Origin of the sequence: Acidaminobacter sp., from assembly GCF_030247605.1 — a bacterium.
Lineage (GTDB): Bacteria > Bacillota > Clostridia > Peptostreptococcales > Acidaminobacteraceae > Acidaminobacter.
Window position 1 is genome coordinate 14,266 of the sequence record NZ_JAOTSB010000025.1, and the last position, 23,706, is coordinate 37,971.

Sequence of the window (23,706 nt, forward strand, 5' to 3'; positions counted from 1 at the left end):
TGGCGCATCGAGTTGAAATCCAAAGCCATCGAAAGAACCCTGGCGAGAATTTTGGAAATCGATTACCAGGGCGTACGGCTTGAGAAACAAAAAGAGGAACAACGCGAAGAAAAAGAACGTGACTTGAAAAAGCTTCAGCGGGACATGGAAGCAGATTACATGCATGAAGCCAGAAAGGAAGCCAAGAAGCTCTATGACGAGATCGTTGGACAAGCGGATGCAGAGGTCCACCGAATTAGAGAAGACGGTGTCCGCGAGAACCAGAGAATCAGAGCCTTGGTGGACCAGAACAGGGAAACTCTGCTTAGAAAAGCGTTTGAAATGACTATCATCAGTGCCAAAGAATGACACAGGGGGGACTGGAGCAATGAGCAATGTGCGCAAATTTGCTGCCGTCAACGTGAAGGTGCGTGCCCTTGAAGGTCAGCTTCTGAAGGATCAGGACTACTATAAATTGCTGCTGCTGGATCACGTGGACGAGGTGGTGGACTACCTGCGTCAGGAAACCTGGTATGCTGCTATTTTGCCGGAAGCCAGGAAAGTCGACATCATCGAGCTCGAAGGCCGCTTTGAGCGCAATGCTTTCGAAAAGCACGAAAAGCTGTACCACTATTTCACGGACGCCTACAGAGAGTACTTTAAAGTCCTGTTGATGCGGTATGAAATTGAGAACCTGAAATTGTTTCTGCGCATGGTGATCCGCCGCGAAAGTCTCATCAGCATCACGGATCACTTAATCATCCCGCACATTTATTCGGAACTGGACTACGGGAAAATCAGCGAGGCGACCTCCCTGGACGAGCTGTCCGCCGCGCTGGCCGGGACGGAATACCAGCAGCTGATTGAGTACTACAAGGATGAAGAGCCCACCAGAATGATGTTTTACGTCGAGATGAACCTGGACCGCCTCTATTTCAAAAAGCTGTCCCAACGCACCGAAAAGCTCGATGCAGCAGATCAGCAGGCCATTGGAGAAGTATTGCAGCGGAATATAGATATGCTCAATATCCAGTGGGTGTACAGAGGCAGGCGGTATTATCAGCTGTTGCCGGAGGAGATCCTGAACTACACGCTGCTTAACGGCAAATACTTTACTTATAAACGGCTCAAAGAGCTGTGCTACCTGCCTTCCCTGGACGATATCAGCCGGGTGCTGCGGGCATCGCCCTACGGCTTTATGTTTGAGCAAACAGAGCACTTTGAATTGAACTTTGAAATCCTGATGGACCGGTATCTTTACAAGCTGTTCGACAAACTGCGCATGGAATACCCCATGACAATCACGGAGCCCATGGTCTATCTTCACAGGCTCGAGTACGAAATGCGCGACCTGTTCACTATTGTCGAATCCAAACGCTATAACATCAGCAGCGAGGCCTGCCGGAAATTCTTAATAAGGGAACTGAGGGGGTGAAGCTGAATGGCCGTTGAAAAAATGAGCATGGTGAATCTGGTGGCGGATTTGGCGCTGCTGGACGACGTGCTTAAAGAGATTGCTCTGTTTGAGCGCATTCAGCTCGTCAACGCGTATCACGAGATCGAAGAAAGCAACTTCAGGCTCAGCATGGTGGATGAGAATCGCGACGAAATATTGAACATGTGCCGCATTGAGCCTTACAAAACTCAAGTGGATCCAAAAGCGCTGATGGAAAAAGCCGAGAAGCTCCTTATGATGCTGGACCTTGAGAAGAAAATTGACAGCGCCTATCTTGAAGATCCTGTGTGGGACTGGACGCTGGAGCGGGTAGAGACGCAGATCGACCTCTTTACTGACGAAGTCAGCGGCGCCTACAGCGTCTTATCAGCACTTCGGGAAGAACGCGTCCATCTCAAAGAACTGGAATGTCTTGGAAAGCTTCAGGAAACAGAGGTCGACCTCGAAGAGATTACCACTATGGAGCATTTCTCTGCCAGACTCGGGGTGCTTTCAAAGGAAAACAGATATAAGCTGTCGCTGAACTATGAGAATATCACCGCAGTGGTCATGCACCTGGACACCATTGATCGCGGAGAAGCTGAACTGATCATTTCGCCCAAAGAGCTCGATGCCGAAACGGATCGCATTCTAAGGTCGGTCTATTTTGAGGAGATTCCTATCCCGGACGCCTATAAAGTCAAAGCACCAGAAGCACTGCGCAGGATTCGTGTGCGCCAGGATGAAATCGAAGTCGAAATGGCTGCGAAGCTCAGAGAGCTTGAAGTCTTTAAGCGCTCCTATCAAAATCAGATTCAGGCCAGCATCAATGCTTTGGCTCTGGAACGGGTTAAAGTAAAAATGCGGCGCAGCATTGCCACGACCCGGAATTTCTTTTATCTGGCCGGCTGGATCCCGGAACGGGATGAAGCCGATTTCGAGGAACGGGTCAAAATCCTCGGGCCGGGAACAATAGTTTTGTTCAACGATACGAGCAACGCAATCGAGAAGCACACACCGCCAACGCTGCTCAAGAACCGATGGCTGGTCAGGCCTTTCGAGATGCTGGTCAACATGTATGGCACACCCGCATACAACGAGACAGATCCTACGGTCTTTTTCGGACTCACCTATATGACCCTGTTCGGCGCCATGTTTGGCGACCTGGGTCAAGGCATTGTGCTCTTTCTGGCGGGGATGGTGCTGACGAGAAAAAATCCTGAAAACTTGTACTTCCATATTTTAGCCAGACTTGGCATCAGTTCGGCCTTCTTCGGGTTCTTTTATGACAGCTTTTTCGGTTATGAGCACCTGATTTCAAAATTATTTCCATTCATGCCGTTCTTAAGACCTATTGAGAACATCAACACCATATTGGGTGTATCGGTAGGTGTCGGGGTCTTTTTATTGATCATAAGCTTTGCTTACAGCATCCTCAACAAGCTGCGGATTGGAGATGTGAAGGAAGGCTGGCTTGGCCGCAATGGCGTTGCCGGACTCATTCTGTATCTCACCCTGATTCAGGCGGTGCTGAACGTAGCCTTTGATCTGCCAGGACTGCCAACGCTCATGACAGTGGTGCTCGTTATGGCCAGCGTGGGCGCCATCATTGGGCGAGAGCCTTTGGCCAACCTGTTGAAGGGCGCGCGGCCGCTCTATCACGAAAAAGTTTCGGAGTACTACGTGGAAAGCGGCTTTGATATCCTGGAAACTTTCCTGAGCTTCCTGTCCAACAGCATTTCCTTCATTCGTGTAGGCGCTTTCGCCCTCAACCACGTCGGATTGTTTGTCGCCTTCCACACCATGGGTGCACTGATCGGGAACCTGGGCGGTGAAATCCTGATGTTTTTCCTGGGCAACCTCATAGTCATTTTCCTTGAGGGGCTGATCGTCATGATCCAGGGGCTTCGATTGATGTATTACGAGCTGTTCAGCAAATATTATTCCGGAGATGGCGAAGCCTTTGATCCGGTTAGATTTCAAGAGGTTTAAGAGGTAGTTTCTTTTCCCTTCGGGAAAAGACCGTTTTTTTTGCTCAGCGGCTAATGCCCCGCATTCGCATAAAAAAGCTAACAAGGAGGAGACTAGCATGCAAATTTTGCTTGGATTGAATGTTTTACTTGTGATTGGAACGGTTTTGGCAGGTGTGTATCATTATTTTGGTGAAGGCTTGAAGGAAAAGAAACAGTTGAAGCGCATCATGCGCTGGAATATTGCGATCTTCGCACCGGTCATGATGATCGCCATTGGACTTGTTGTGCCGGATATCGCCTACGCGGCGGAAACCGGTGCCGCATCCTCTGCCAGCGGCCTGGGGTTTATTGCGGCGGCGCTGTGTACGGGTCTTGCGACCATCGGCGCGGGTTATGCTGTTGGCGCGGTTGGATCCTCAGCCCTTGGCGCGGTCTCCGAGGACTCGAAAATCCTCGGTAAAACCCTGATCTTCGTTGGTCTTGCAGAGGGAATCGCCATATACGGTCTGATCATTTCCATTCTGATTCTTGGCCGATTGTAGTCCGAACCACAGCGCCATCAGAAGGGAGCGGTTCGTATGAAGTCATTTCTGATCAGCGATGACCTGGACACATTGATGGGGCTCAGACTGTCCGGCATCGCCGGCGAGCTCGTCCAGGACAGGGATAAAGCACTTGAGCTGCTGGAGAGAAAACTGGCAGATCCCGAGATTGGGATCGTCGTCCTGTCCAGCGGGGTACTTCACAAGATTGAAAAGGAAGTCATGGCAATTAAGCTCAAGGAAAAGAAAAAAATGATCGTTGAAGTGCCGGCAGTTGGGGGCAAATATGACAGCGGGTACATCACGCGCTACATACGCGACTCGATCGGCATTAAACTGTAACAGAGAGTTGGTGACCAATGATTACAGTAGATGAAAAAATAGATGTGTTCACGAAAATCGTACTCGATCGCCTCGAGGAGTCCTACAGTGTTAAAATTTCCGAACTCGATGAGGAAACCTTCGAAGCGGTCAAAGAATACGAAGAGAAACTGAAGGAAAAATCCAGAAAATTTATTGAGGTTCATGAAGAGAATGCCCAGGGCGACGCGAGGAAAAAGATTTCCAAAGTGCTCAGTGGCGTCAGAACACAGATGCTGAGACTGAAGCACGATATTGTCCTGGAGCTTTGTGATGCCCTGAAGGCGCGGGTGAATGAATTCAGGAAAACACCTGAGTATCTTGAATTTCTGAAGCAGCGCATTCATAAGTCTGTCGATGAACTGAATAAGTTTACAAGCATTGAAGTCGAAATTCTGGAAGAGGATTATTCGCGTTTTGGGGAGGTCCTGGCCAGCGAAATTAAAATGCAAGGGTTTGACCCTGCCAAGGTAAAATGGGCGCCCGTCAAAAAAGGCATCATGGGCGGTCTCATTTTTTATAACGGCGAGCGGACGCTGAAGCTGGACGGTTCCTTTGACATCCTGCTCGAAGACGCTGAAGTCGTGATGGGGCAGCTGGTTGCAGAGCTTCTGGAGGAACGGGGTGAGGCAGATGCATGATCGTGGCCGAATAAAAATGGTCAATGGCCCGGTTGTCGGCGCCACAGACATGACGGGCTATAAAATGCGTGAAATGGTCATGGTAGGCCATCTTAAGCTGATTGGGGAGATCATCGCCATAGAAGGCAATGACGCCACCATTCAGGTTTACGAGGAGACCGAGGGTTTGAAAATTGGCGAACCGGTGACGTCCACCGGCAAGCCTTTATCCCTCAAACTTGGGCCTGGGCTGCTGGGCAATATCTTCGACGGCATCGAGCGGCCGCTGCTGGAGATCGAAAAAAACAATCCTGGCTTTATCAATGAGGGGATCGGCATGATTGCTATTGATGAGACCGTCCTCTGGAAAGTGGAAATGGATGTCGTCGTCGGGCAGCACCTCCTGCAGGGGATGTGTATGGCGAGTTTTCAGGAAACCCCTCTGATTGAGTTTCGCTGGATTGTACCGCCGGGTGTGGAGGGCGAAGTGACCTGGTGCGCACCCTCCGGGGAATACAACATAATAGAGCCATTAGTGAAAATCAGGAACAGAGAAGGTGATGAGGAGTCACTCTGCCTTCTGCAGGAATGGCCGGTCAGATCCCCTAGGCCGGTTTCAGAGCGCCTTGCGCTGTCGAAACCCCTGCTGACGGGCCAGCGTGTGCTGGACATCTTTTTCCCTATCGCCAAGGGCGGCACCGCCGCCATACCTGGTGGCTTCGGCACGGGCAAAACCATGACCCAGCACCAGCTCGCAAAGTGGAGCGATGCGGATATTATTGTCTATATTGGCTGTGGCGAGCGGGGCAATGAAATGACGGATGTTCTGGAGCAGTTTCCAAGGCTGATCGACCCGGCATCAGGCCGTCCAATCATGGACCGGACGGTGCTGATCGCCAACACCTCCAATATGCCGGTTGCGGCCCGGGAGGCCAGTATTTATACCGGGATTACCATTGCGGAGTACTACCGGGACATGGGTTATGATGTCGCCATTATGGCGGACTCCACCTCTCGCTGGGCAGAAGCCCTGAGGGAGATCTCCGGCCGCCTGGAAGAAATGCCGGCGGAAGATGGCTACCCGGCCTACCTGCCATCCAGACTTGCGGAATTTTACGAGCGCGCCGGTTACGTCCGGACCATGGAAGGTCGGGACGCCTCTGTCACGATCATAGGTGCCGTTTCCCCGGCCGGCGGCGATTTCTCCGAGCCGGTGACGGAAAACACCAAACGCTTTGTCAACGCCTTTCTGGCCCTCGACAAAAAGCTCGCGTATGCGCGCCACTACCCGTCAATTCACTGGCTGAACAGTTACAGCGGCTATATCAAGATCCTTGCGCCATGGTACGCGGCCCATGTCAGTGCGGACCTCGTGGAGCTGCGGGCCGAAATGATCCGGCTTTTGTTTGAGGAAAACAAGCTGGCGGATATTGTTCAGCTCGTGGGCGAAGATGTCCTTCCGGATGATCAGCGCTTGATCCTGGAAGTGTCCAAAGTCCTGAAAATTGGATTTTTGCAGCAGAATGCCTTTCACAAGGACGACACCTATGTGCCTATTCAGAAGCAGTACCGCATGCTGACGGTCATAGCACATCTCTATGAGCGCGGCCTCGAAGCGGTCAGGAAAGGAATCCCTATTTCGGTAGTGCGCAATGAGTCGCTCTTCGAACGGGTCATTAAAATGAAGTACGACATCCCTAATGATGACTTGACCGGTCTGGATGTCCTCACGGAGCAGATCGATGATTACTTTGACTCGCTGATTAAAAAATATGCCTAAGGGGGGACCAGCGTGGAAATTGCAAAAGAGTATCTGAAAATAGACATGCTCGAAGGTCCGCTGATGGTCCTTTCAGGCGTTGAAAATGCTTCTTATGGTGAAATTATCAAGATTCGCGTCAAGGGCGACAAGGACAGGCTGGGCAAGGTGATCCGCCTTGAGGACAAGACCGTGGTCGCCCAGGTGTTTGAAGGCACCTCCGGTCTCTCCGCCACCAATGCGTCTGTACGTTTTACCGGCAGGCCTTTTGAACTGGTCATGTCCCCGGACATCCTGGGACGCTCCTTTGACGGCATAGGGCGGCCCATTGACGGCGGCGGTCCTATCTACGGCAACCTGCGCTACAACATCAACGGCAGACCGATCAATCCCGTAGCCAGAAAATATCCCAGAGATTACATTGAAACCGGCGTTTCTTCCATTGATACGCTGATCACGCTGATCCGCGGGCAAAAGCTGCCTATCTTTTCAGGCAACGGCTTGCCTCACAATGAACTCGCCGCCCAGATTGTCCGCCAGGCTAAGCTTAGCGGCACATCGAGTGACAAGTTCGCCGTGGTGTTTACCGCCATTGGTGTCAAGCACGATGACGCGGATTACTTCAGGCGAAGCTTCGAGGACTCGGGCGCTATTGATAAAGTCGTCATGTTTGTCAACCTGGCGGACGACCCTATAGTCGAACGCGTCAGCACGCCGAGGTGTGCCTTGACGACTGCTGAATACCTGGCCTTTGAGCTGGGATATCATGTCCTGGTCGTCATGACCGACCTGACCTCTTACTGCGAAGCCCTCCGGGAGGTGTCTTCGGCCCGGGAGGAAGTGCCTTCCAGAAAAGGCTATCCCGGCTACCTCTACTCTGACCTTGCCTCGCTGTACGAGCGGGCAGGCATGCTCCACAGCCGTGAAGGCTCCATTACCTTCCTGCCTATTCTGACAATGCCAAATGATGACATCAGCCATCCTATTCCGGACCTGACAGGTTACATCACAGAAGGCCAGATTGTTCTCAGCCGTGAACTGCACCAGGACAATGTCTATCCGCCCATCAACGTCCTGCCGAGCCTGTCGCGCCTCATGAAAGACGGCATTGGCGAGGGCTACACCACGAAAGAGCATCCGGATGTTGCCAACCAGCTGTTTTCATGCTATTCAAAAGTACAGGATATCCGCTCACTGGCTCAGATTATAGGTGAGAGCGACCTCACGGAGACAGATCAGCGCTATATGGCCTTTGGCCGGGCTTTTGAGAGTCAGTTTGTGCGGCAGCATCTGGACGAAAGCCGTGACATCAAAAAGAGTCTGGACATTGCCTGGGAAGTGCTCAGTATTCTTCCGAGGACTGAACTTGACCGCCTCAGTACAGATATTATTGACGCGTTCTACAGAGGTTAGGAGGGGTGCGGGATGTATAGCAACATAGCGCCGACCAAAGCCAATCTGATCCGTGCAAAAAGCATGCTCGCCTTTTCTATCCGGGGCTATGAGCTTTTGGATCGGAAGCGGAATGTTCTGATCCGGGATATGATGGGGATGATGAACCGGGCCAACCAGGTTCAGATCGAGATCCAGAATCGCTTTGAGGAAGCTTCCGAAGCGCTTAAGATTTCCAATATGCTGCTGGGGACCCAAACTATTGAAGAGATATCCATATCTATTCCTAAGGATGAGGAATTTGAGCTGCTCAGCCGCAGCGTCATGGGCGTAGAGCTGCCGATGGTCCGAAACGTACCCCAGCCCATTGACCCCAGTTATGGCGTCTTCAGGACGAACTCTGCCCTGGACAACGCCGTAGAGGCCTACAACGATCTGCGCCGAAAGCTATATGAGCTGGCCGAGATCGAAACCTCCATTTACAAGCTGGCTATGGAAATCAAGAAGACACAAAAGCGAACCAACGCCCTGGACCGCATTCAAATACCAAGGTACAGGGCCTTGGTCAAGGCTATTTCGGAGACCCTTGAAGAAAAAGAGCGGGAGGATTTCTTCCGGCTTAAGAAGGTCAAGAAAAACGCTTCGAAAAAAATGTAAATCAGCGGGCGAGGGGAAACGCATAGTTTCCTCCGCCCGCTTCTCACTTGTATTTTGCAAAGAGTTTTGCATTCCCTCATTTTCTTTTTGCCGCCGAAAGGATATAATAGCCTTGGGTGCAAGAACAGGGTCGGGTTAACCTTTGGAGGTTATCACATGTCAAAAGCAATGATCAGAATCAGAATGAGCATGCACGACGCGCATTACGGCGGCAACTTGGTGGATGGCGCAAAAATGCTCAATTTATTTGGGGATGTCGCCACCGAGCTTCTCATCCGTCAGGACGGGGACGAAGGACTTTTTGCGGGCTATGAGTCTGTAGAATTTCTAGCGCCTGTCTATGCGGGGGATTACATAGAAGCCGTCGGCGAGATCGTCAAAGTCGGAAATTCTTCTCGGAAAATGGTCTTCGAGGCCAGAAAAGTCATCATTCCAAGACCGGACATCAACGATTCCGCTTGTGACGTACTTGAAGAGCCTATTGTGGTCTGTCGCGCGACAGGCACCTGTGTGGTTCCTAAAGACAAGCAGCGCAAATAGGAGGTGGCCTGAATGCAAAAATTGATCATTACTGCCGCGCTGACCGGTGCGGAGGTAACCAAGGAAATTCAGCCAAACCTTCCGGTGACGCCGGATGAAATAGCTGAAGCTGCTTATGAGTGCTGGAAAGCTGGCGCATCCATAGTTCACGTGCACGCGCGGGACGCGGAAGGCAATCCAACGCAGTCGGGAGACGTCTACAAAGAAATCATAGATAAAGTCAGCGCCAAGTGTGACATCATTGTCCAGCCGTCCACGGGCGGCGCGACCTGGCATACGCCTGAGCAGAGGCTGCAGCCGGTCGAGCTGGCGCCCGAAATGGCGACCCTCAGCTGTGGTACCTGTAACTTTGGGGATGAAGTGTTCATGAATACCCAGGAGAATATTGAGATCTTCGCCAAGCGTATGCAGGAAATGGGCGTCAAGCCTGAAATTGAAGTGTTTGAGCGCGGAATGATCGACACAGCCAAAGGGCTGGTCAAGAAAGGCTTGATCAGCGCGCCGCTCCATTTTGACTTCGTCCTCGGTGTGCCGGGCGCTTGTCCGGGGAATCCGGAGGACCTTATGTACATGGTCCATCAGATCCCGTCAGACGCGACCTGGACGGTTGCTGGCGTAGGCCGCTTCGAGACACCCCTTGCCGCCATGGCCATTATTATGGGAGGCCACGTCCGCGTTGGCTTCGAGGACAACGTCTACTACAGCAAGGGTGTCAAGGCAGATTCCAATGCCCAGCTCGTTGCCAGGGTTGTAAGACTGGCCGCAGAGCTTGGCAGGGAAGTCGCAACACCAGCTGAAGCGAGACGGATCCTAGGCATTGCGAAATAGTTTTTAGAGCAGACTAAAGCAGCCCGGCGCACTTGACGGGCTGCTTTTATCACGACTGAAGCAGGTTTAGGACAGTCCCCAAGGCAAGGAGGCTTATGCCGATGGTCACCAGCATTCACTTTCAACACAACGGAAGATCTTACGAGGTCGCCGTCAAGCGCGAACAGCGCATGGATTACCGCCTCAAGATCAAAAAGTCCGGTGGCTTGGTCGCCTCAATCCCCAAAAGGGCTTCGCTGAAGTCCCTTGAGGATTTCCTTGAGCACGGTCGAGCGGAAATTGGGAAGTATCTCGACCGGGTGTCGGCCTATGCGAATCAAACGCCAAAGTACACGTTTTCTGAAGGTGAGTACATTACCATTGCAGAGCGCCCTTTCAGGGTGGTGAAGGCGGCGATTAAACCCGGACATAAGCTAAAGGCAGCTGTGGATGAGAAACGGCTGGAAATCCACATTTATTCAGGGACTAAATTGAATGAATCACCTTCTGCAACCTACGAGCAACAGGCAGCCGAGGCGGTGGAAGAGGCGCTGATGGTTTTTTCCAAGACTTGGTTTGCGAGGCGCGTACAGTATTACGGACAGCGAATGTCCCTTCAGCCGAGTGCTGTCAAAATAAGTCGTGCTAAGACTCGTTACGGCAGCTGCAGCAGCAGAGGGAGCCTCAATTTCTGCTGGCGAATCCTTCTGGCGCCTCAATTTATCGCGGATTATATCGTCGTGCACGAACTGGCGCATTTGGCCCATCTCAATCATTCCAAGGCATTCTATTCGGTCGTGGAAAGCGCGATGCCGGATTACAGGAACGCGCAGAACTGGTTGAAAAAGAATGCGGCTCTCTTGGAATGGCCGGTGTGAATAAAAATAAGAAGAGGAAGCAGCGCAGAAAGTCAAAGTTCTGACTTTCATGGCGTGGCTTCCTCTATTTCCTTATTTTTCTTATTCATTTAATGAAGTGATATTTTCATAATTCTCATAAAAGGCAGCCCGATCCAGCCAAAAATATTTTAGTGGCGGATTTGAAGTGTTGGCAGTGTATTCGTGTCCAATATCCATGACACGCCATTCACCGTTGATGAAAACCTCCACCCAGATATGTTGGTGTGCAATGCCTTCGCCGGTCGTCATTCTGGCGGGGATCCCAATAGCTCTTAAAAAGGAAGCGTAAAGCAGGCCAATCTCCTCTTCGGTGCCAATTTCCTTGTCGAAGACCTCCAGTGCATTTCTCTTAAATGGCTCTCTTGAGTCGTCCAATTCAATATTCTCGAGAATCCAGAGATACAATGCCCGGGCTTTTCCGTATTGCGTCACTTCTTTGTAGCTCAGCAAATTTGAGACGCTTGAAATTTGCTCGTGATCAGCAGGGATTCTGACGGTAGGCACCAAATAACGGATCTTGTCACTGCTCGTGTTGATCAGGCTGAACTGCATGACATTATTGCGGTGGTAATTGATCCGCGGTTCAAAGTTGAGATCCCGTTTTGCGTCAAAAATGAATCCGTTTTTATCCAGCGTTTCAATCAGAACGTTGTGTTTGCCAAGACCAAACGGCAGGTAAATCCTGGTGCTGAATTTCCCCCCTTGGACAGGCACGACAAATTCGAGTTTGTCGGTTCCTTTTGAAACTGTGATCAGAAATTGTTCGACTCCGTCCGGGTTAAGAAGTGTACCTTCAAAGCGCTGGGAATTAAAAGCGAGCTGGTTTGAAAAGAGCTCGTGATCCAGGGTGACGCCGAACTCAAAGAAATTCCGGTATTCTACATAATGCTCCTCCGACTCCCGTATGGTCAGCATGTCGACCTGAAAGCTTTCAGCCACATTTCGAATAATACTTTTGGCGTAGACCGGATCAATGTAATCGTTATAGGCGAAATGTAGATTATAGCCAATATTTTCCTGCAAAAAGACATAGTTGACGTTGTGAATGATTTCGGGTCCTTGACGGACGTCATATTCAAGAGAATGTGAGTCGATTCTCGTGGTGGTCATGGTATCGATCCCAATGGTGCCTGCAAGGCCCGACCCGGCTTTTTTGACATCATCAAGGACCGTCTCCTGCCAATCTTCAAGAGTGGTGCCTGCCCCTTGTCGTTCCGCCATGATTTCGACGCTGAACTGTTCATAACTGTCGATAAAACCAAAACTTTGGCGTTCTGATGTCAGACGTTCCCAGTGAAGCGGGACTGAAATGTTGACGCCATGGGCATCTACAAAAATCTTCTTATAAAACGAATCTTTAAAGAAGGTAAATTTGTATCCTGCCTCGCCGGACACCAAAGTGTAAGTGCCGGTCGCCGGATCCCAGCTATCCTGGAAGTCCAGTGCGGCGGCGATCAGACTTACAGGCAGGTAAAGCCGGTTGTCTTCTTCGAAGACCGCCCCTTGTAAAGAGATTGGGGCGCCGTTGATGTAGGCGGTCTCGCTGTCCTTGACAATTTTAATGAACAGGTTATTCTTATAGAGGACGGCGTCCTGTTCGTCATGACGCTGATAATACAGCCTAAGCTCAGAGGCGAGCTCAATGAGCGGCACATAGACGATCCCGCCACGGACAACAGGCATAGTTTTAAATTCGAGTTTTCTTTCATTCAGATAGATTGAGATCTCCCTGATTGCGCTGTTTCCGAAAGATAAGCTGCCTGCAGCTTCGGTCAGTGGGGCCAGGGCAATCACTGAAATCAACAATGCGCAGAGTGCTTTTTTCACAGTTTGAATGCGTTGAATTGCAGACACCCCCCTTACGATCATTTGGTCAATTTCAATACAGGATAACTATATCATGCGGACTTGCATCAGGAAAGACCTTGTGCTATAATTTAATGGCTTGACAGAACGCTACCAATCTCATATTATTTATAAAGTGAACTCAGTACTAATCGGAAAGAGGTGAACGTAGGTGAAAGAGGGCATTCATCCTAACTACAATGAAGTTGAAGTGAAGTGCGCATGCGGAAACACTTTCAAGACAAAGTCGACTAACAAGGCAATCCATGTCGAAGTTTGTTCAGAGTGTCATCCTTATTATACCGGTACGCAGAAGCAAGTTGAGCGCGGCGGTAGAGCAGACAAATTCAAGCAGAAATATGGCTTATAGAATCACTTCAGTAATTGGGTTAGAGATGGAAATCTCTAACCTGTTTTACTATTCGGGAGGTTTCTAACAGAGCATGAGCAAACTGTATTTCAGATACGGCGCCATGAACTGCGGCAAGTCCACCAACTTGCTTCAGGTCGCCTACAATTACGAAGAACGCGGCATGAGGGTGATGATCCTAAAGCCAATGACAGATATAAAAGGCGCGAATACGGTTGTGTCAAGGCTGGGATTTTCCAGAGAAGTCGATCTCTGGATCCCGCCAGAAGCTTCCGTGATAAACGAAGTCGAAGACTGGATGGAACAGAATGGCAGAGTCGACTGTATCCTGGCGGATGAAGTTCAGTTTTTTAAAAAAGCGCAGGTGGATGATCTCTTTGAAATAGCGGTCAAAGGTGAAATTCCCGTGATTTGCTATGGCCTTAGAACCGACTTCAGAATGGAGGGGTTTGAAGGCAGCGGGCGCTTGCTGCTCCTGGCTCACAGCATCGAAGAACTCAAGACCATTTGTACCTGCGGAAAAAAAGCATTATTAAATGGAAGAAAAATTAACGGCAGATTTGTTTTCGAAGGGGAACAGGTCGCCATTGACGGCTTGGATCAAGTCGAGTATCAGTCACTTTGTCCAAAATGCTATTTTGGACTTCGGGATGCCTATGAGCATCAAAGAAGTGAGGCGTCATTATGAAAAAGAACTACACGGCAATTGGCGGCCAAGCCTTGATAGAAGGCGTTATGATGAGAGGCCGCAACACAATTGCCATTGCTGTTCGGAGACCGGATGGCGAAATAGATATCAAAGTAGAAGCTTTAAAAACAAGACCGTGGATGAAAAAAATTGGAAAAATACCAGTTCTAAGAGGATTTTTTGGCTTGATCTCTTCAATGGCTGTCGGCGTACGGGCGTTGACCTATTCTGCTGAGGTTTTTTCTGAAGCGGATGAAAGCTATGAGCCGAGTAAATTTGACCGCTGGATTATGGATAAATTTGGAGACAAAGCAGACAACATCATTGTCGGGATCTCCATGATTTTCGCTTTTGTCATGGCCTTTGTTCTGTTTGCCGCCATTCCAACGCTGACAGCCAGGTTTTTGGGGGGCTTTCTTGAGAGCACCACTGTCATGACGGTTGCGGAAGGCCTCATCAAGATTGGTGTGTTTATAGCCTATCTTTCGTTGATTTCACAGATGCGCGACATTAAGCGTGTATTCCAGTACCACGGCGCTGAGCATAAATCGATCAGCTGCCTGGAAAGCGGTCAGCCGCTGGACGTGGAACACGCAAGAATGTTTACGACCTTGCACCCGCGCTGCGGCACAAGTTTTCTTTTTATCGTGCTCGTCGTCAGCATTATTGTCTTTTCGTTTATCAGCTGGTCGAACCTCCTCATGCGCATTGTGCTTAAGGTGCTTTTACTGCCTGTCATCGCGGGCATTTCCTATGAAATTATTAAATGGGCGGGCAAAAGTGACAGCGTTCTGGTAAGGGCAGTCAGCTATCCGGGTCTGATGATGCAAAAACTCACTACCAAAGAGCCGGATGACCGTCAGCTTGAGGTCGCGCTTGCGGCACTCCACAAAGTACTTGAAATAGAAGGGGCCGAGGCGAATGTCCTCAGTTCATAGCGCTCTTGTAACTGCTAGATCAGCGCTTTCAGCCGTTACAGACAACGCCAGTCGGGAAGCGGAAGACATGCTGTGCCATTTACTTGGCTGGGATCGTCTGAAGCTGTTCATGGAGAATCGAACGCTTCTCAACGAAACGGCAGCTCAAAAGTTTGAGGCTATGGTCGCCAGAAGAATTGAGGGCGAACCGCTTCAATATCTGCTTGGCCATGCGGGGTTTATGGGGCTCGATTTTCTGGTGAGACCGGGGGTGCTGATTCCGCGGCCGGATACTGAGCTGCTGGTTGAAATGGCGTTGTCACATTTGAAGGCGCTGGAACAAGCGCGACCATCGGCAGACTTTTTTAAGGTAGCGGATCTCGGAACCGGCAGTGGCGCTATAGCGCTGTCCATTGCGCATTACAATGAAGCGTCGTCAGTGACGGCGGTCGATCTTTCGCCCCAGGCACTTGCTGTGGCGGAAGAAAATGTAAGGCGGCTGGGTCTGGATCAGCGCGTCAGACTGATTGAGGCGGACATGTTTGACTTTCTTGCGGGTGCTGAGGCGGCGTCTTTTGACTTGATCGCCTCCAATCCCCCTTATATCCCAACCCAGGTCATTGAGTCGCTGCAAGTGGAGGTCAGAGTTCACGAGCCGCGGCTGGCGCTGGACGGCGGACCGGATGGACTCGGGCCCTATAGGCGTCTTGCGGTCATGGCCCACAGGCCGCTAGTCAGCGGTGGGCGTCTGGTGATGGAAATTGGGCATGACCAGGCAGCGCCAGTTAAACAATTTTTGCTTGACGCAGGGGTCTGGGAAAAGGTAGAATGCATACGGGATTTGCAGGGCAATGACCGCGTTGTGACAGCGGTAAAGAGCCGTGCAGCCGTATAAAATAACTTTGGACCTCTGAATTATAAGTGATCCGCGCCTCGCAAGGGGCGTATACTCAATGAAAATATCCGGTGAAAGCAAATGATCCGGTGTTTGGAAAGTTTTGCAAAGTTCATAGAAACTTTGGGAGAGGGTTTTTGAAACATGTTTGATAAACTCGAATTTTTAGAAGAAAAATATGAAGACTTGTCGGCCAAAGTGGCTGACCCGGAAGTCATCAACGATCAGAGGCTCTGGCAGCGCTACATGAAAGAGCACGCGGAGATTACACCAATCGTCGAAAAATACAGAGCCTACAAAATAGCTAAAAATAGTATGGCTGAAGCCAAAACCATCCTCATGGAAGAGAATGATGAGGATCTGAGGGAGCTCGCCAAAATGGAGATTTCAGAGCTGGAAGTAGAGCTGGGCGAAATTGAAGCCGAGATGCGAAAGCTTCTGATTCCAAAGGATCCCAATGATGAGAAGAACGTCATTCTCGAGGTGCGCGCGGGCGCAGGCGGTGATGAAGCGGGTCTTTTTGCAGCAGAGCTTTTAAGGCTGTACATTCGCTTCGCTGAAAAGAAGCGCTGGAAAGTCGAAATGATGAACACCTCTGAAAGCGGCGTTGGCGGCATTCGGGAGGCGTCTGTCATGATCAAGGGAAAAGGTGCGTACTCGCAGCTCAAATACGAAAGCGGCGTCCACAGAGTCCAGCGCGTGCCTGCGACAGAGTCTGCCGGACGGATTCATACCTCCACTGCCACGGTCGCTGTACTGCCTGAGGTGGATGACGTCGAAGTGGATATCAACCCGAATGACCTCCGAATTGACGTTTTCCGGTCTTCGGGCAACGGCGGCCAGAGCGTCAATACGACTGACTCTGCGGTCAGGGTCACACATTTGCCGACCGGTATGGTCGTCTCCTGCCAGGATGGCAAGTCTCAGCTCTCCAATAAGGAAAAGGCGATTCAGATCCTGAAGGCGCGACTTTATGAGTCGGAACTTTCAAAACAGAACGCCGAAATTGCCGAGGAGCGCAAAAGTCAGGTTGGCACGGGTGACAGAAGCGGCAAAATCAGGACGTATAATTTCCCTCAGGGGCGGATTACAGATCATCGCATAGGCATGACCGTCTATAAAATTGACGCCTATATGGCAGGGGAAATAGAGGAAATGGTGGATGCGCTGATTACCCATTATCAGGCTGAAGCCATGAAAACTATGGAAGAATAAATTGAAACTGCGACAGCCGGGTGGTGGCGACTCAACAAAAGCCATGACCCGCCTGTCGCATTTTTGCGGTAAGTCATGAAAGCAGGTGAAAAAATGAGAGAAATGTGGATTCCTTATGACCAGATCGAGGGTCGGGACCATGCCCTGGATCAGTGGCAGCTGATTGACGTCAGATCACCCGGTGAATACAGAGAAGGCACCATAGGAGAGGCCATCAACCTCCCTATTTTCGGTGACGAACTGCGGGCTGAGGTAGGAACGGCTTACAAAAAGCAGAGTGTGCTGGAAGCCAAACGCCGCGCCATAAAAGCGGTAGCTGCTCAGCTTCCGGAGCTGTACGAGCATTTTCTGTCCATTGAGGCGACGGGTCGACCAATTGCCATGTTCTGCGCCCGGGGCGGCATGCGCTCCCAAAGTTTTGCCAGTTTGCTGAGGGCTATCGGACATAATGTCTGTGTTATTGAAGGCGGTTATAAAGCGTATCGGCAATATATGCTGCAGGCGCTCCAAGAGCTGAGTGAAGCCCGGCGATTTATCGTGCTTCACGGCAATACAGGCGTTGGCAAGACGCTGATCCTCAACCGCCTGGAGGAGCAGGGGCTGGATGTCATAGACATAGAAGCCCTCGCCCATCACAGAGGTTCAATGCTCGGCCGCGTCGGACTGGAGCCCCAGCCAACGCAGAAGACCTTCGAAGATCGTCTGTACCGGGCTCTGAAGGGATCAAAGAGCGGGGACGTGTTTGTCGAGGCAGAGAGCAAGCGTCTGGGCCGCGTCAACATTGACGACGCGGTGCTTGCCGGCATGCGCAGCGGCAGACACATCTTTGTAGATGCCCCAATGTGGTTCAGGGAGCGGGAAATTGTGAGCGAGTACACGCGTCACGAGAGCTCCAAGGCGGAGCTTCTGACGGTCATGGACAACTTCAGAAAGCACCTCGGCAATGAGACCGTGGACCAATTTGAGGCTTTGATTCAAGCGAATGATTACGGTCCGGTAGCCAGAGCACTGATGGAGCGTTATTATGATCCTAAATATGAATACACGTCAGTCCAGTACGACTATGACCTCAAAGTCTGGGTAGAATCCGTTGAGGACGCCGCGCAGGAAATCCACCGGTGGTATGAGCATCAGGCGGTGACGGACAGGTGAGAAATCCGGATCAAAGCGTTCAGAGCGCGTTTTTTGCCGATGGTACCGGTACTTCCAACACGCTGATCCTGGGTTCGGATACAGCGGTCATTTCTGACGCAGAGCTCCTTCTCGCAGCGAAGCTCCTTCAAGATGGAGAAACAGTGGCCTTTCCCACGGAAACCGTCTATGGGCTGGGGGGGAATGCGCTGAAACCATCGGCTATCCGTAAAATTTTTGAGGCTAAAGGACGGCCGTCTGACAACCCTTTAATTGTACACATTGCCGACCTTGACGCTCTGAACGGCCTGGTGGCCGAGGTGTCGCCCCTGGCAGAGACGCTGATGACGGCTTTTTGGCCGGGGCCTCTGACACTGGTAATGAAGAAGAGGCCGGAGGTGCCCTCAGAGGTCACCGGCGGACTGGACACCGTTGCGGTGCGGATGCCGGTCCACGAGCTGGCGAGGCGCCTGATCCGGCTCAGCGGGGTTCCCGTGGCGGCGCCCAGTGCGAATCTGTCCGGAAAGCCGAGTCCGACCCGGTGTGAAGATGTCATCCGGGACTTGTCAGGCAGAGTGGCGTGCATCCTGTGCGGTGAACTCAGTGAAATAGGTCTGGAGTCCACAGTGGTGGATGTCACGGGAGAAGAGCCGGTCATACTCAGGCCGGGCGGGATCACCCTTGAAATGATTCGCAGCGCCGCGGGCTGCGGAAAGTATGATGAGGCGGTAGACAGGAAAATCCTCGAGGGAGAAAAGGCGCGGTCTCCCGGCATGAAGTATACGCATTATTCGCCTGATGCAGAAGTCATTCTGTTTGAGGGAGAACCTGAAGCCGTCGCGGCTGAGATACTGAGGCGGGCTGCAGCCTATACCCTGGCCGGCAGCCGTGTTGGGATCATGACTTTTGATGAGCGCGTTAAAATTTATGCGGACAGCGGCGAGGTCCTGTCTCTTGGCAGTCTGGAACGGCTGGATCAGGTGGCCCAGAATTTGTTTCAGACACTTCGCGCGTTTGATTCGGGCAAGATCGATGTGGTGCTCTCTGAAACCGTTGAAGACAGTGGAATTGGCAAGGCAATCATGAACAGGCTGATTAAAGCAGCCGGGTATCGAGTGGTCCGTGTCTAAAAGTCATAGAAAAAATCGACGCAAAATAGTGTATGATAGAATCGAAAGTGTTGTAAAAAAGTGATGAAAGGCTCAGGGGAGGAAAACATGAACATAGCTGTCGGCAGTGACCATGGCGGTTTTGAATTGAAAGTGGAAATTGTGAATTACCTGAAAGGAAAAGGCGTGAGCGTGACGGATTTTGGCACCCACTCGGCGGAGTCGGTCGACTATCCGGTTTATGGGGAGAAGGTTGCGGAAGCGGTCGTCTCAGGCGCGGCAGACCTTGGAATAGTCGTCTGCGGAACAGGCCAGGGCATTGCCATGGCGGCCAACAAGGTGAAGGGCATTCGCGCGGCGGTGGTTGCAGACACCTACAGTGCTGAAATGACAAGACTCCACAATAATGCGAATATCCTCAGTCTAGGCGGTCGCGTCGTAGGCGCTGGACTGGCACTAAAAATTGTCGAAACCTTTATTTCCACACCTTTTGAAGGCGGGCGGCACGAGCGCAGAGTGGATTTGCTGACCTCAATAGAGGCGAAATATTCCAAGTAAGCGGCGCTGGAAACTAGTGCAGTTAAATTTTGTAAATAAGGCAGCCGGTGGCTGCGTCATTGTATAGCGACATTGCCTAATTTGAGAGGAGAGTTTAAATGAATAAGGTATTTGAACTAAACCATCCGCTGATTCAGCACAAGTTGACGTTGATCCGGGATAAAAACACAGGTGCCAAGGAGTTCAGAGAGCTGGTCAAAGAAGTCTCCATGCTCATGGCTTACGAAGTTACCAGGGAGCTTCCGCTTGAGGATGTTGAGGTTGAAACGCCTATCTGTGTCATGAAGGGAAAAGCGATCGCAGGCAGAAAGCTTGCCATTGTCCCTATTCTTAGAGCGGGCCTCGGCATGGTTGACGGGTTTCTGTCTCTGCTGCCGGCTGCAAAGGTGGGTCATGTTGGGCTGTACAGGGATCCCGAGACATTAAATCCTGTCGAGTATTACTGCAAACTGCCTTCGGATGTTCCGGAGCGCGATCTTCTGGTTCTCGACCCTATGCTGGCAACAGGCGGCTCTGCGCGCGCAGCCATTCGCTTCATCAAGAACCGCGGCGCGAGAAACATCAAGCTGATCTCGATTATTTCCTGCCCGGAAGGCATTGCGGCTGTTCATAGCGAGCATCCGGACGTCGATATTTTTGTCGCAGCCATTGACGAAAAACTCAATGACCATGCGTATATTGTACCTGGTCTTGGTGATGCCGGTGACCGTCTCTTTGGCACCAAATAATTGAAACTTATTAAAAATTTGATTTTCAAGCAGGACAGTCCGTTGCATAAATCCAACTGCTGTCCTTTTTTTCCATTGCGCTCAGGGCGGACTTTGAGGGCCTGGCAGCAACCGAGCTTGAATTTAGTACCAAATACCTTTTCACCTGGGGATGGATGGATTCATAGGAGGAACACCTGATGGCGACAAGACGAGATAAAACCAATTATTATTTGGATATTGCCGAGACTGTCCTCGCCAGAGGAACGTGTCTGAGACGAAATTACGGTGCAATCCTTGTCAAGAATGACGAGATCATTGCGACGGGTTATACAGGTGCGCCAAGAGGAAGATCCAATTGTACGGAACTCGGGTATTGCGAACGCATCAGGCTGGGCATTCCGAGCGGGCAGATGTATGAAAAGTGCCGTTCTGTGCATGCGGAGGCGAATGCGATCATATCAGCGGCAAGACGGGATATGATCGGAGCTGACCTCTACCTGGTCGGCATTGAAATGGATGGCGGCGGCTATGTGGCGAACGCGACTTCCTGCAGCATGTGCAAACGCCTGGTTATCAACGCCGGGATCGCCCGCGTCCTGATCCGTGATGACCGCGACCGGTTCAGAGTGTTGGATGTGGAGCGTGAATGGGTGGAAAAGGATGACTCCCTTGGAAATGGCGCGTGACCGGTCTTTGGCATTAACGTGTCTGGAAGAAGTATGGTGACTTAGTCACAATAGATTTACAAATGTAAAGGATCTCATTGCAAGTCAGTCATTTCATGTTAAAATGAGACTGAATTTGAATGCCTGACCTGTAGCATCCGGAGGCGTTCCCTTAAGGGGTGTTTTTATTGTATATGTTGTTTCTGCCTTTTGTTATGTCGGTAATGATCAGTTATCTGATGACCCCTGTAGCGATCCGGGTTGCACACGCAGTCGGGGCTATTGATGTGCCCAAAGATGAACGGAGGGTGCATTCCAAGCCCATTCCCAGATTGGGCGGCCTGGCTATTTTTATTGCGTTCATGGCAACTTATCTGGCGTTCAATTCCATGTCCGGCATAAAAGAAATGGGACTGGTGGCTGGAGCGCTCATTATTGTCGTGACGGGTGTCTTTGATGATATGAAGCCAATTTCCGCGAAGCTCAAATTGGCTGCCCAGATTGCAGCTGCTCTGGTCCTGTTCTTCAGCGGCACGAGAATTGACTTCCTGACGAATTATTTTGGTGCGTCGGAGATGATTTATGTTGGCATGCTCAGCCTTCCAATCACGATCTTCTGGATTGTGGGCATTACAAATACGGTCAACCTGATCGACGGCCTGGATGGCCTTGCTGCAGGCATCTCAATTATTGCGGCATCATCACTGGCTTACGTCGCCATTGTCAACGGCCGCGTTGAGACAGCCCTGGTCACGGTGCTCATAGTCGGCAGCTGTCTTGGATTTCTGCCTTACAATTTTAATCCGGCAAAGATTTTCATGGGGGACACGGGTTCCCTGTTTCTGGGCTTTATGCTGGCGGCCACATCTATTGACGGCTCGATCAAAGGTGCTACTTTTCTTGTCTTCGCAGCGCCAATTCTTGCACTGGGCTTACCAATTTTTGATACGACCTTCGCAATTCTCAGAAGATTTTTGAGCGGCAGGCCAATCATGGAAGCGGACAAAGGCCATTTGCACCATAGGCTGCTGTCACTTGGGTACCATCAGAGGACGGTTGTTCTCGCCATGTACTTTATCAGTGTGCTGCTTGGCTTATCCGGCATCTTTCTGATCCAGGGCGCCATAGGCTCTATGACTGTAGCGCTCGCTGCGGCAGTGCTGCTCATTCTTATTCCGATCAGGCGGTCGATCAGCAGAGAACGGCTATCTGTAGAAGAAAGCGAGGAAAATTTGTGGAAAGAATAAGAGTGCTTTCGGTCTTTGGGACACGCCCGGAGGCTGTTAAAATGGCGCCGGTGGTTAAAGCACTGGCGCAGGATGATGCCTTTGATGCCCGCGTCTGTGTCACAGCACAGCATCGGGAGATGCTTGATCAGGTGCTGGAATTGTTTCAGATCGTTCCGGACTATGATCTGGACATCATGCAGGCAGGCCAGGGACTGTCCGACATAACCTGTCGCGTCCTGAAGGGCCTGGAGCCCGTGATAAAGGCGTTTAACCCTGAAATGATCCTGGTGCACGGCGATACGACAACGACGTTTTCGGCGGCTTTGGCGGCGTATTATCAGGGTGTGCGCGTTGGCCATGTCGAGGCGGGTCTCAGGAGTTTCGACAAATTCTCTCCTTTTCCGGAAGAAATGAACCGTTGCTTGACGGGGCGTCTGGCGGATCTTCATTTCTCACCGACGGCGCAAAATGTCCAAAACCTTTTAAATGAAGGAATTGACGAGAAGGCAATTTTGAAGACAGGCAATACAGTAATCGATGCCTTGATAAGTGTTATTCGACCGGATTATGCATTTGATGTCCCGGAACTTCAGGGGATTGATTATGACAACAAAAAAGTGATCCTGCTGACCGCTCACAGACGTGAAAATCTGGGCGCGCCAATGCATGCCATTTTCAGTGCCGTCCGCCACATCGTGGATCGCTTCCCGGAAGTTGAACTGATTTTTCCAATGCACAAAAACCCTGCGGTAAGAGAGATCGCCGCTGAGCACTTTGAAGGCAGCAGCCGTATTCACAGAATTGAACCTTTGGATTACGAACCTTTTGCGCATCTCATGTCCAAATCCTGGCTGATCCTGACTGATTCCGGCGGCATACAGGAAGAAGCGCCTGCCCTCGGCAAGCCTGTATTGGTGCTCAGGCGAGAAACTGAAAGACCGGAAGCGGTTGAGGCTGGCACGGTTAAACTCGCGGGTGTCGAGGCGGATGAGATTATATCCATGTGTGAAGAGCTGCTGACTCAGCCAGAGGCCTATCAGGCCATGGCAAACGCGGTCAATCCGTACGGGGACGGCCTGGCTTCCCAGCGCATCGTAAACCGAATCAAAGCGGCACTGAGACCTGAAATGAGCGGAATTTAGAAAATTTGTGAGTTATTAATATAAAAACAGACCCGATATGTGGTCTGTTTTTTTATTGACAAGATCAATTTTAAAAATATTTAAATAATTTCATATTGGTCACAAACCTCATGTTATAATGACTGTATGCTTGTATTCGAGTACAATCTATTGACTGCATATTAAACTTGGGTTTATAATTACGTTAAATCATTAACAAAAACAAATGTTAAAGTCTGTCTCTTATACACATTGACGCTGCCGACGAGATTTCCAGTGTAGATCTCGGT

At 50.8% G+C, this 23,706-nt stretch carries 25 protein-coding genes; 24 read left to right on the forward strand and 1 reads right to left on the reverse strand.

All coding sequences use genetic code 11. The annotated features are described in order from the left end of the window. Positions 1 to 12 precede the first annotated feature (12 nt). From OEL90_RS11290 to OEL90_RS11345, 12 genes are all read left to right on the forward strand, one after another. On the forward strand, positions 13 to 348 hold the full coding sequence (locus OEL90_RS11290; RefSeq protein ID WP_291400356.1) for a hypothetical protein: 336 nt from the start codon (positions 13 to 15) through the stop codon (positions 346 to 348). 19 nt (positions 349 to 367) lie between these two features. Beyond that, positions 368 to 1,414: a V-type ATPase subunit gene (locus OEL90_RS11295; RefSeq protein ID WP_291400354.1), complete on the forward strand. Its 1,047-nt coding sequence runs from the start codon at positions 368 to 370 to the stop codon at positions 1,412 to 1,414. 6 nt (positions 1,415 to 1,420) lie between these two features. Next, positions 1,421 to 3,406 (forward strand): V-type ATP synthase subunit I, encoded by a 1,986-nt coding sequence (locus OEL90_RS11300; protein ID WP_291400352.1) that lies wholly within the window; start codon positions 1,421 to 1,423, stop codon positions 3,404 to 3,406. Between the two features lie 97 nt (positions 3,407 to 3,503). Further along, complete coding sequence (locus OEL90_RS11305; protein WP_291400350.1) at positions 3,504 to 3,929, forward strand: ATP synthase subunit C; 426 nt, start codon at positions 3,504 to 3,506, stop codon at positions 3,927 to 3,929. Between the two features lie 36 nt (positions 3,930 to 3,965). Continuing rightward, positions 3,966 to 4,271, forward strand: coding sequence for a V-type ATP synthase subunit F (locus OEL90_RS11310; protein WP_291400348.1), 306 nt, complete (start codon positions 3,966 to 3,968; stop codon positions 4,269 to 4,271). Between the two features lie 17 nt (positions 4,272 to 4,288). After that, positions 4,289 to 4,930: a V-type ATP synthase subunit E family protein gene (locus OEL90_RS11315; protein ID WP_291400346.1), complete on the forward strand. Its 642-nt coding sequence runs from the start codon at positions 4,289 to 4,291 to the stop codon at positions 4,928 to 4,930. After that, the gene (locus OEL90_RS11320) at positions 4,923 to 6,689 is read left to right on the forward strand and encodes a V-type ATP synthase subunit A (RefSeq protein WP_291400368.1); all 1,767 of its coding nucleotides are present in this window, start codon (positions 4,923 to 4,925) and stop codon (positions 6,687 to 6,689) included. The genes OEL90_RS11315 and OEL90_RS11320 overlap by 8 nt, the downstream gene beginning before the upstream one ends. Positions 6,690 to 6,707: 18 nt before the next feature. Continuing rightward, the gene (locus OEL90_RS11325; protein WP_291400366.1) at positions 6,708 to 8,081 is read left to right on the forward strand and encodes a V-type ATP synthase subunit B; all 1,374 of its coding nucleotides are present in this window, start codon (positions 6,708 to 6,710) and stop codon (positions 8,079 to 8,081) included. A gap of 12 nt (positions 8,082 to 8,093) precedes the next feature. Then, a complete protein-coding gene (locus OEL90_RS11330; RefSeq protein WP_291400344.1) occupies positions 8,094 to 8,717 on the forward strand; it encodes a V-type ATP synthase subunit D in 624 nt (207 codons plus the stop codon). 156 nt (positions 8,718 to 8,873) lie between these two features. After that, positions 8,874 to 9,257, forward strand: a complete 384-nt coding sequence (locus tag OEL90_RS11335) for a hotdog domain-containing protein (protein ID WP_291400342.1) — start codon at positions 8,874 to 8,876, stop codon at positions 9,255 to 9,257. Between the two features lie 12 nt (positions 9,258 to 9,269). Next, positions 9,270 to 10,085 (forward strand): 3-keto-5-aminohexanoate cleavage protein, encoded by an 816-nt coding sequence (locus tag OEL90_RS11340; RefSeq protein WP_291400340.1) that lies wholly within the window; start codon positions 9,270 to 9,272, stop codon positions 10,083 to 10,085. Between the two features lie 101 nt (positions 10,086 to 10,186). After that, complete coding sequence (locus OEL90_RS11345; protein ID WP_300688646.1) at positions 10,187 to 10,942, forward strand: M48 family metallopeptidase; 756 nt, start codon at positions 10,187 to 10,189, stop codon at positions 10,940 to 10,942. 81 nt (positions 10,943 to 11,023) lie between these two features. Here the strand turns inward: OEL90_RS11345 and OEL90_RS11350 are convergent, their stop codons facing one another. Next, the gene (locus OEL90_RS11350; protein ID WP_291400335.1) at positions 11,024 to 12,817 is read right to left on the reverse strand and encodes a transglutaminase domain-containing protein; all 1,794 of its coding nucleotides are present in this window, start codon (positions 12,815 to 12,817) and stop codon (positions 11,024 to 11,026) included. 163 nt (positions 12,818 to 12,980) lie between these two features. Between OEL90_RS11350 and rpmE the strand changes: the two genes are divergently transcribed. The 12 genes from rpmE (at position 12,981) to wecB (ending at position 23,437) form a co-directional block, all read left to right on the forward strand. Then, positions 12,981 to 13,178, forward strand: coding sequence for a 50S ribosomal protein L31 (rpmE, locus tag OEL90_RS11355; RefSeq protein ID WP_291400333.1), 198 nt, complete (start codon positions 12,981 to 12,983; stop codon positions 13,176 to 13,178). A 73-nt stretch (positions 13,179 to 13,251) separates the two neighbouring features. Next, on the forward strand, positions 13,252 to 13,866 hold the full coding sequence (locus OEL90_RS11360; RefSeq protein WP_291400331.1) for a thymidine kinase: 615 nt from the start codon (positions 13,252 to 13,254) through the stop codon (positions 13,864 to 13,866). Further along, positions 13,863 to 14,804 carry a DUF1385 domain-containing protein gene (locus tag OEL90_RS11365; protein WP_291400329.1) on the forward strand — a complete coding sequence of 314 codons (942 nt, stop codon included), beginning with the start codon at positions 13,863 to 13,865 and terminating at the stop codon, positions 14,802 to 14,804. Before OEL90_RS11360 ends, OEL90_RS11365 begins: the two co-directional genes overlap by 4 nt. Beyond that, positions 14,788 to 15,678, forward strand: coding sequence for a peptide chain release factor N(5)-glutamine methyltransferase (prmC, locus tag OEL90_RS11370; protein ID WP_291400327.1), 891 nt, complete (start codon positions 14,788 to 14,790; stop codon positions 15,676 to 15,678). The genes OEL90_RS11365 and prmC overlap by 17 nt, the downstream gene beginning before the upstream one ends. A 144-nt stretch (positions 15,679 to 15,822) precedes the next feature. Next, entirely contained in the window at positions 15,823 to 16,893 is a 1,071-nt protein-coding gene (gene prfA, locus OEL90_RS11375; RefSeq protein WP_291400326.1) for a peptide chain release factor 1, read from the forward strand. A gap of 93 nt (positions 16,894 to 16,986) precedes the next feature. Further along, the gene (gene mnmH / locus OEL90_RS11380) at positions 16,987 to 18,045 is read left to right on the forward strand and encodes a tRNA 2-selenouridine(34) synthase MnmH (protein ID WP_291400323.1); all 1,059 of its coding nucleotides are present in this window, start codon (positions 16,987 to 16,989) and stop codon (positions 18,043 to 18,045) included. Next, complete coding sequence (locus tag OEL90_RS11385) at positions 18,042 to 19,154, forward strand: L-threonylcarbamoyladenylate synthase (RefSeq protein WP_291400321.1); 1,113 nt, start codon at positions 18,042 to 18,044, stop codon at positions 19,152 to 19,154. Before mnmH ends, OEL90_RS11385 begins: the two co-directional genes overlap by 4 nt. An 87-nt stretch (positions 19,155 to 19,241) precedes the next feature. Beyond that, entirely contained in the window at positions 19,242 to 19,691 is a 450-nt protein-coding gene (gene rpiB, locus OEL90_RS11390; protein ID WP_291400319.1) for a ribose 5-phosphate isomerase B, read from the forward strand. A gap of 98 nt (positions 19,692 to 19,789) precedes the next feature. After that, the gene (upp, locus tag OEL90_RS11395) at positions 19,790 to 20,419 is read left to right on the forward strand and encodes a uracil phosphoribosyltransferase (protein WP_300688651.1); all 630 of its coding nucleotides are present in this window, start codon (positions 19,790 to 19,792) and stop codon (positions 20,417 to 20,419) included. A 179-nt stretch (positions 20,420 to 20,598) separates the two neighbouring features. Next, the gene (locus OEL90_RS11400; RefSeq protein WP_291400316.1) at positions 20,599 to 21,087 is read left to right on the forward strand and encodes a deoxycytidylate deaminase; all 489 of its coding nucleotides are present in this window, start codon (positions 20,599 to 20,601) and stop codon (positions 21,085 to 21,087) included. A gap of 173 nt (positions 21,088 to 21,260) precedes the next feature. After that, positions 21,261 to 22,313 carry a glycosyltransferase family 4 protein gene (locus tag OEL90_RS11405; RefSeq protein WP_291400364.1) on the forward strand — a complete coding sequence of 351 codons (1,053 nt, stop codon included), beginning with the start codon at positions 21,261 to 21,263 and terminating at the stop codon, positions 22,311 to 22,313. Then, complete coding sequence (gene wecB / locus OEL90_RS11410; protein WP_291400314.1) at positions 22,301 to 23,437, forward strand: non-hydrolyzing UDP-N-acetylglucosamine 2-epimerase; 1,137 nt, start codon at positions 22,301 to 22,303, stop codon at positions 23,435 to 23,437. Before OEL90_RS11405 ends, wecB begins: the two co-directional genes overlap by 13 nt. The last annotated feature ends 269 nt before the right edge of the window (positions 23,438 to 23,706 follow it).

Coding starts and splice junctions, on each gene's coding strand:
- OEL90_RS11295 (WP_291400354.1), top strand. CDS start 368: ATGAGCAATGTGCGCAAATTTGCTGCCGTCAACGTGAAGGTGCGTGCC.
- OEL90_RS11300 (WP_291400352.1), top strand. CDS start 1,421: ATGGCCGTTGAAAAAATGAGCATGGTGAATCTGGTGGCGGATTTGGCG.
- OEL90_RS11305 (WP_291400350.1), top strand. CDS start 3,504: ATGCAAATTTTGCTTGGATTGAATGTTTTACTTGTGATTGGAACGGTT.
- OEL90_RS11310 (WP_291400348.1), top strand. CDS start 3,966: ATGAAGTCATTTCTGATCAGCGATGACCTGGACACATTGATGGGGCTC.
- OEL90_RS11315 (WP_291400346.1), top strand. CDS start 4,289: ATGATTACAGTAGATGAAAAAATAGATGTGTTCACGAAAATCGTACTC.
- OEL90_RS11320 (WP_291400368.1), top strand. CDS start 4,923: ATGCATGATCGTGGCCGAATAAAAATGGTCAATGGCCCGGTTGTCGGC.
- OEL90_RS11330 (WP_291400344.1), top strand. CDS start 8,094: ATGTATAGCAACATAGCGCCGACCAAAGCCAATCTGATCCGTGCAAAA.
- OEL90_RS11335 (WP_291400342.1), top strand. CDS start 8,874: ATGTCAAAAGCAATGATCAGAATCAGAATGAGCATGCACGACGCGCAT.
- OEL90_RS11340 (WP_291400340.1), top strand. CDS start 9,270: ATGCAAAAATTGATCATTACTGCCGCGCTGACCGGTGCGGAGGTAACC.
- OEL90_RS11345 (WP_300688646.1), top strand. CDS start 10,187: ATGGTCACCAGCATTCACTTTCAACACAACGGAAGATCTTACGAGGTC.
- OEL90_RS11360 (WP_291400331.1), top strand. CDS start 13,252: ATGAGCAAACTGTATTTCAGATACGGCGCCATGAACTGCGGCAAGTCC.
- OEL90_RS11365 (WP_291400329.1), top strand. CDS start 13,863: ATGAAAAAGAACTACACGGCAATTGGCGGCCAAGCCTTGATAGAAGGC.
- prmC (WP_291400327.1), top strand. CDS start 14,788: ATGTCCTCAGTTCATAGCGCTCTTGTAACTGCTAGATCAGCGCTTTCA.
- prfA (WP_291400326.1), top strand. CDS start 15,823: ATGTTTGATAAACTCGAATTTTTAGAAGAAAAATATGAAGACTTGTCG.
- mnmH (WP_291400323.1), top strand. CDS start 16,987: ATGAGAGAAATGTGGATTCCTTATGACCAGATCGAGGGTCGGGACCAT.
- rpiB (WP_291400319.1), top strand. CDS start 19,242: ATGAACATAGCTGTCGGCAGTGACCATGGCGGTTTTGAATTGAAAGTG.
- upp (WP_300688651.1), top strand. CDS start 19,790: ATGAATAAGGTATTTGAACTAAACCATCCGCTGATTCAGCACAAGTTG.
- OEL90_RS11400 (WP_291400316.1), top strand. CDS start 20,599: ATGGCGACAAGACGAGATAAAACCAATTATTATTTGGATATTGCCGAG.
- OEL90_RS11405 (WP_291400364.1), top strand. CDS start 21,261: ATGTTGTTTCTGCCTTTTGTTATGTCGGTAATGATCAGTTATCTGATG.